General features: G+C 45.7%; 3 protein-coding genes. 1 reads left to right on the forward strand and 2 read right to left on the reverse strand.

The features are described 5' to 3' along the window. Window positions 1–181 precede the first annotated feature (181 nt). Window positions 182–4135, reverse strand: a complete 3954-nt coding sequence (locus QUA88_RS15000; RefSeq protein WP_333272402.1) for a PAS domain S-box protein — start codon at window positions 4133–4135, stop codon at window positions 182–184. Window positions 4136–4772: 637 nt separating this feature from the next. Between QUA88_RS15000 and QUA88_RS15005 the strand changes: the two genes are divergently transcribed. Further along, the gene (locus QUA88_RS15005; RefSeq protein ID WP_333053073.1) at window positions 4773–5360 is read left to right on the forward strand and encodes a cytochrome b; all 588 of its coding nucleotides are present in this window, start codon (window positions 4773–4775) and stop codon (window positions 5358–5360) included. Here the strand turns inward: QUA88_RS15005 and QUA88_RS15010 are convergent. Beyond that, entirely contained in the window at window positions 5345–8230 is a 2886-nt protein-coding gene (locus tag QUA88_RS15010; protein WP_445300593.1) for an alpha-mannosidase, read from the reverse strand. The genes QUA88_RS15005 and QUA88_RS15010 overlap by 16 nt on opposite strands. Between the last annotated feature and the right edge of the window lie 44 nt (window positions 8231–8274).

Here is an 8274-nt window from a genome sequence, read left to right on the forward strand (position 1 = left end):
TAAATAGCTGATTCATAGTACCGCGATCGCACTAACTTTATGCCAGTTAGGGCGATCGCTTTTTTGTGATGCCAGTTTGAAAAAAGAATGCAACTTTAGACAAGCTTTAAACGACCAGCTTCATCAGTCATTTCCAATTCTAAAATCTCAAATCTAAAATCTCAAATAACCTGACTACTGACTAATCACTAATCGCCACTCGATCGCGCCCGCCAGACTTAGCTCGATAAAGCGCCTTATCCGCAGCTTCAATCAACATTTTTGGGGAATTTTGACTTTGCGAAACGACCGCAACTCCCAAGCTGAGAGTCACATAATCGCCGACAACAGACTTGATGTGGGGAATTGCCAAGGCTTTGACGCGGCTGCGGATTCCCTCAGCAACAGCCTGTGCAGCCACGATATCCGTATTTGGCAAAATAACCCCAAATTCCTCGCCGCCGTACCTAGCAGCCAAATAAAGGCGTTCTGCGGGTGCGTTTGTGCAAGCATCCCCGATCGCCCGCGCCACTTGCTGCAAACAAGCATCCCCGGCTTGATGGCCGTAATTGTCGTTGTAAAGTTTAAAACAGTCAATGTCGCACAGAATCAAAGATAGCGGTTCCAAAGAGCTCGACTGCTCCCATTCTCGGTTGATCACCTCGTCAAAACGGCGGCGGTTAGCTAGTTGAGTCAGACTGTCCAAATTCGCCAACCCGTCCAACCGCTGGTTGGCCGCAGCTAGCTGCTGGTAAAGTAAAGATTGTTCGATCGCGATCGCAACTTGAGTACCCAACTGACTCAGCAAATCCACATCAAACTGCTGCCACTGGCGGGGTCCCGAACAGTGGTGGGCAATCAGCAAACCCCACAACTTCGGCACTTGACAAGAACCGTTACCTTCCCTAGGTTCTATTCCCTGCTGAACAATCGGCACCACCAAATTTGCCTTCACCTGACACGCCTCCAAAAAATTAAGGTGACACTCGCTCAAATTAGAAGCATGAACATCCTCTATGGCACGAATGCGGCCCTTTAAATACTGTCCGATGTAAGTATTGGCAAAACAGCAATCGTCAATTCCCATCCCCTTCAGTGGCATCCATCCTTCTGCAACCGACTCCACCACCACATCTCCGTTCCAGTCGGGTCGGAAGCGGAAAATCAGCACGCGATCTGTTACCAAAAACTCCCGCACTTCCGCTACTGTAGTGTTGAGAATATCTTGGAGATCCAGAGAAGAACGGATGCGCGATTGAATCTGTCCGATCAAACGTTCCCGTTCTATTTGTTGCCGCAGCGCGACTTGGGCTTGCTTACTTTCAGTAATGTCCCGACCTTCCGGCAGCAACAATACTATTTTGCCAGTTTCATCCGCGACCGGTTTGAGAGAAAAATCAACAGTTGCCGTCCGATTTACACCTTGAACTTCCACTTCATAACGGACAAATTCACCTTTTGCCGATCGAGAAATCGCCTCTTGCAACTGTTCCTTAACTTCCTCAGAATCTCCCCACCAAGGCAACCGCCAAAACGGTTTATTGGCAACATCCCGTAGCTTAATTCCCGCAAAATCCAGAGAAGTTTGGTTAGCTTCCAGCAGAGTGCCGTCCGGTTTCAATAAGCTCACAAATTGGAAAGAAGAATCAAAAATTGCCCGAAAGCGTCTTTGAGAATCTCCCAACATTGCCGTCACCTTTTCGCGAGAGGTAATATCCCGGAAGCGCCACACCCTGCCAATAATATTTTGTCCGACTCGAATTGGCTGCGTATAGCGCTCAAAAGAGCGGCCGTCTTTAAACTCTAGAATATCGCAACCTTCCGACTCCGCATCGCTATAAAATTCTTTAACTCTCTGCAAAAAAGCCCTCGGATCTTTCACTTGCTTCGTGAGAAATGCCAGTCGCAGCGTTCTATCCATTGAGTTTCTAACTTCTTCATAAATTCCCCACATTTGAACTAACTTTTCGTTATAACTAATCATTTCTCCGGCGGTAGTAACGGCGAGAATGCCGTCTGCCGTTGCTTCTAAGGTAGCGTGCAGCAGAGAGCGCGATCGCTCTAATTCTGCTGCGAGCAATTTGCGTTCCGTGAGGTCTCGGACTGCTTTCACCTGGACTAAACGACCTTCCCAAAATACGAATTTACTGCGAACATCAGCAGGAAAAGCAGTTCCATCTCGCTTGAGAAAAATAGTTTCACAGACTGTATTGCTGGCTGCAGAAATCATTTGCGACGCCTGTTTGTATGATTTCGGCGACAGTAGTTCCAGCAAGCTCATTCCCACCATTTCCGCAGGTTCGTAACCGAAAAGTTGGGCAAAATTGCTGCTGACGCTCAAAATTGTGTCGCGGTCAGCCACGGCAACAGCTTCAAAATAAGCTTCGCATTCGAGCAAGCGCGCTGCTGACTGGCTGCTGCCATTTTCCCCAGAGGAATAGCTGTTGTTAATTAACTGTTGCAATTGCGTATTTGCCGAGTACAAAGCGGTCATGGCTTGCCTGTACATAGCAGTACGTTTTTCGACTTTTTGTGCGAGGCGATCGCGATATTCTCGCAGTTCTTTTTCGACTCTAATTAAATCAGTAATATCTACGGCAAACACGATGACGCCAGCGACTTTACCGGTTTCATCGCGGTAAGGTATTTTATCTGTCCGCACCCAGCATTTTTGACCAGAGGCTGTTGGCAGTAGTTCGACTTGCCCCTGTTTGGGAACGCCGGAATTGATTACTTCCAAATCTTCTAAATAATATTGCTCTGCTTCGTCTGGATAGATTTCATAAAAAGATTTACCTTCTAATTGAGCTGCGGGCAAACCTCTCGATGCAGCGGCGGCTTGATTAATTCGCAGCAGGCGACTTTCGGTATCTTTGAGCCAAATCATCGCCGGCACGGAATCAAAAATTATTTGCTGTTCTTGTTGCTGCAGGCGTAGTTCGGCTTCGGCTTGTTTTCTTTTAATTATTTCTTTTTGCAGTTTGTGGTTAGCTTTTTTGAGTTCAGCCGTGCGTCTTTCTACTCTTTCTTCTAGTTGATCGTAGTATTGGCTTAGCAAGTTTTGCTGTTGTTCGTGCCGCATTGCTTCTAATTTTAACTTTTCGCTAGCTGACAAACTTGAGGATACAAAATCTGCTAATATTTGGGTAAATTCGTGTTCTTCTTCCGTCCAATCACCGTCCGAACCCTGGCGTTCGGCGCTGACTATTCCCAAGCTTTTACCTGCTAGCACAATCGGTACGTTCAACAAGGAAGTCGCGCCCCGATCGAGCAAATAAAGACCGACAAGTTCTCGCGTTCTGGGGTCATTTTCTGCAGCCACAGTTGCGATCGCACTTGCCGATTTTAAAGCTTGAAAATATGCCGGACAGTCGGCTGCTGTGATGATTATTTGTACGGAATGGAGTTTAGTATTTTGTTCGTAAAGGTCAATGCAGTGAAGCTGCGTTTTGTCTTCGCCATACAGCCAAATACTGGCTCGATCGCAGTTGACAATACTGACAGCGGTTTCTGTTACTTCGCGGATGAAGTCTTCTATATTGTGGCGTTCTTTTAGTTGACTTTTGGCTAATTTTGCGATCGCCAAAGTTGGACTGCGCCAATTTCCTCTCTGGTTGGGCGGCATGGGTGACTGCGAAGCGGCCTTAATTTCTTCGCAAACTAACAGTACAGCCGGCCGTTGGAAATTGGCAATTGAACGACCATGAGTATTTTCCTCTATTTTCCAATCAACCGTCGGCATTGGGCGCGCGGTTGCTTTTACCCTAATAATCTTGCCGTCTTTGCAAGTCAAGCAGCCTTCCCAACAGGCAATTTTTGGAGTTGACGTACCGTTTTCCGGCTGGGCCAATCCAGCAAATTCTGCCTGCATTTTGCCTTGTTCTTGGCAGTAAAATATGTTAAAAATTGAATGACAAATTAATTCCTGCGATTTGTAGGCGAGGCGAGACGCGCCGAATTGATTGAGCGAAAAAACTCTTCCCAAAGCATCTAGAACGAAGTAAATGCCCGGAAAATTCTCGTAGAGAGTTCCATACCAATCTTGTTCGACTTGTTGGCTGCACGCAAGTTTTGCTGTCGCGAACTCGCCCTCTGTGTCGAGCAAGTGAGAATAGTTGGTTTCGGGGTTGCTTGAATTACTTTTTTTAGCAAACACTTTTAGCTTAACTCGACTGTAATTAATTTTACTTTCTGGAATTTAACTTTTTTGTGAAACTAAATTAAACCTGTTGTTTGAAAAAAGTTACAAGTTGTAACAAAAATACCACTTGTCCAGCACCCTGATTTTCGCTTCCCAATGCAACCACTGTGTTTGTTTGTAGTTAGTAGACCGTCTGCCGACGATATTTCCCGCTAGTTGCAATGCCAGCAGGTTTAGCTGCAATTACCCGGTCTGTACTTTTAGCATCCTAGACAATAAAAAAATCGGCAATCACTGATTTTAAGTATATACGATAACACTCAAATACCTAGATTCGGACTGACCTACTTCGGATTCGGTTTGGGATATTTGCCGGGGCTGCGGATGAACCGGGCGGCGGTTGCAATTATCGAGTCAGATGAGTGCTGTGGCTTTTGGGGATACTCGACCTGAAAACTGCTTGGGAGGCGATCGACCCCAGTACGATGTTTTGTATTGGGAATGACGAGGGTGAATCTAATTAATTAGACTGTTTAATAAATATTTATAATACTTAAGTTAAGTAAATCTTATAATGCACAATCGGCCACCGACTTTAGTCCTATAGTTTATACTTAATCTTGTCCAGCAAACGCTAAGGAGGCAAGGAACAGTGACTACCCAACCCGCTGCGAAACCCAGACTTAATTCTGCGTTCAAACAACTGATGTCCTTACACTGGGTGATGTCAGCTTGCTATTTAGTGCTGTTTATTGGCGGTATGTTTATGGCTCGATTGCCGAGAGGCTTGTTTATTCGAGGCCCCCTTTATGATTTTCACAAATCCGTAGCGGTGCTGACAATGGCTTTACTGACTTGGCGGATTTTAACTCTGTTGCGGGTATGGTGGAAAAAATATACAAAACGCCTGCCAAAGTTTACGAATGAATGGTACAAAAATTTTGCTTTGCACGCAACTTTGTACGTTTTTATGTGGCTAGTTCCGGTTACAGGCTTCTTTTTTTCTAACTCTTTCAAAAGTAACAATGTGAAATTTTTCGGCATTGTTTTACCCGATGTGTTTCCGCAGAATTCCGCAATGGTTGATTTGGGAAGGAGTTTGCATTTTTGGCTGGCGTACACATTTTTAGCGTTCGTAATTTTGCATATTTTAGATCAGAAGAAAGTTGTGAGAGCTAATTGGCGCAGGTTGACAAATTTTGTTAACAGTAAGTTCCCAAAGTCTCAAAAGGTTGGATAAATGTCCGATGGGGTACTATTCTCCATTGGCAATGATAAATTTACTGCAAAACTGGCTATTTTCCACGGCGATATTGTGAAACTTGTCCCATCGTCTGAATTCTGAGGCAAATTTATGGGTTGTTCTAATAAATCGACAGGCTGACTAATCGCCAAACCCAAATCGCTCTTTAATTCCAACTTTGCCTCTTCACCGTGACACTCGTAACACCGCAAAATCCACACATTAGAATCATCTTCCGATTGTTTGAATGCCATCAGCACTAAATTTTCGGCGGACAAATCCAAGAAATTGCCAACTGCGGGCAGAGTCTTGTGGTCATTTTTCTCTAACTTGGGCAACACCTTTACTAGCAGTGGTAAATTCAACTCGTAGCCCTGTCGAACTGTGTCGGCTTCTTGCCAATTTCCAGCATGGGGATAAACTGCACAAGTAAATTCCGAAACTCCTAAATCTGCTTGTTCATCCGGCCAAGTCGAACCCCGAAGCAAAGTCAGCCGAATTCGATTCGGTTGAAGGTCGCAACCGTATTTGCAATCATTGAGCAAACTCACTCCAAAACCGTCATTGCTGATATCAGTCCAGCGCAAAATCGGCACTTCCCATTTGGCTTTTGCGGCGGGTGTTTGCGGCTTGGTTGTGCGTGCGATCGCACCGCCGGGAATTTCGCAAGTTGCAAAATCTGCTTCTACATTTAACCCAAAGGCTGCTTTTACTAAAACGTGAGTTTCTTGCCAATCTGCCACTGTCTTGATTTTCAGCAGCGGCGAACCTATTTCTACTATATAATCTTGGCAAAACTCCGACTTGCCAATTTGTCGGACTACGCGCAAACTCTGCCGTAATTCCCCCTCCTCTACCCAACAAATATCTTTGAGTATCGGCGCGGGTAATTGATGTTTTTCATAATTTGGGTCAATGTTCCAAGCATCCCAATATTGGCCGCTGTCTTGAAATGCTTGCAGTTGATTGCCACCGGCTGCATTCAGGACTTCTCGGTTATTTACTTTATCCCAAATGCTGGATAAATCCCCAGTTTTGCCGTCTATTGTTGCCCGAATAAATTCATTTTCTAGAACCATTTCTGCGGCTGCAAAATGCGTTTCTTGACAAGCTGTGTTTTTTTGTGCTATACCGTGTGTAAGTTTTGATAAATCTGTCTTTTTTTCGGTTTCTGGACTCGCGGACGCATGATCCACAGTTTGAGCGTCTTCGCGACACAGCCAAAACACCTGGTAGCCAACGGCGGGGATATTATTTGCCCAAAATAACAGTGTAGAGTGCGATTGCGGTCGATCGCCCCTGACAATCTGCGAAGCCAATCGCCGTCGGGAAAAATCGTAAATTTGCCAAGCGGAATCAGCGGAATCGGGAAGCGGTACGGCGACAACCTCAGAGCGCGGCCAATTGAGAGTATTGAAAATCAAAATCGGTTGAGCGTCAGGCTGCGGAGGGGAAGGGAGAGAAATTTGAGCCGAGATGGCATCCAAAGATTGTAGCAGGATTTCGCGACAAGTGCGATCGACCTCAGCAAAAGCTAGATTAGCATCCGCGTAGACTGGGGCGATCGCAGAACCGGGCAAAATATCATGAAACTGGTTAAACAAAATTTGTTTCCAAACTGATTCTAACTCAGATTTCGGATAAACCGCACCAGTACAAATCGTTGCCAGCGAAGACAGCAACTCCGCTTGGTAGAGCAATTCTTCGCAGCGGCGGTTTTGTCGTTTTTGGTCGGCGCGAGTCGTGTAGCAACCCCGGTGGAATTCTAAATAAAGTTCATCTTTCCAAACGGGAAGAGTTTTGAGTTGTGAGATGGGAGGATTTGCATCCTTGATTGGCGACAAGTTTGACAATTCTCGCGCCCGCAAATTTTCCTGATTGTCCGATTCTGGAACATCACTTTCCTGCGAACTTTCCCCAACTTCCGGCAAAAACTGACTCTCAATCAAAGACAAATAATCAACCGCTGTCGCAAACTCCAACCTTGGGAAAAAAGGCGACATTTTCCAGCGTTTCGCCACCTCCAACATATCACGAGTCGGGCCACCGCCGTGGTCGCCAACTCCAGGCAACCAAAGAGCATCTTGCAAATTAGTTTTAGCTTGCCAGTCAAAAGCATAACTTGCCATTTTCACAGATTCTATGCCTTCACCAATGGGAGGAGACATCATACTAAATATTTTAGTACCGTCCAACCCTTCCCACCAAAACACACCGTAGGGAAATTCCGTTGTATCATTCCACCGCAACTTTTGCGTCACAAAATAATCAACTCCACCTTGCCGCAAAATCTGAGGTAATTGCCACCCAAAACCGAAAGTATCAGGTAGCCAAGCCACCCGCATCAATTCCCCAAAATTTTCTTTTGCATAACGCTGTCCATAAAAAACTTGCCGCACCATTGACTCAGCAGAAATCAAGTTTAAATCCGGTTCTACCCACATCCCGCCGACAACTTCCCAGCAACCCGCCGCCACCTGTTTTTTAATCGCAGCAAATAAGTCCGGCCGATGTTCTTCTATCCAAGCATAAAGTGCCGGAGTTGAATGGCAGAATATCAAATCGGGAAACTCCGATTGCAATTTCAATACCGACTCAAAAGTTCGCTGTGCCGCTTCCCAAGTTTCCGGGACAGGCCACAGCCAAGCCAAGTCTAAATGAGCGTGACCAACCAAATAGATTGTACCTGTATATATAGATGTCAGCTCACCGCTTTCTCCTATATATATAGATGTAGCATCGCTATTGTCTCCAACCTGAGAAACCTCCTCCCTTCTTCCTCCCTCTGCGCCCTCTGCGCCCTCTGCGGTTCCCACATCTAAATTCCCAGAAAAAGATGTCAGCTCACCGCTTTCTCCTATATATATAGATGTAGCATCGCTATTGTCTCCAACCTGAGAAACCTCCTCCC

It is taken from the genome of Microcoleus sp. D3_18_C2, from assembly GCF_036702395.1.
In the GTDB taxonomy this organism is placed as follows: Bacteria; Cyanobacteriota; Cyanobacteriia; order Cyanobacteriales; family Microcoleaceae; genus Microcoleus.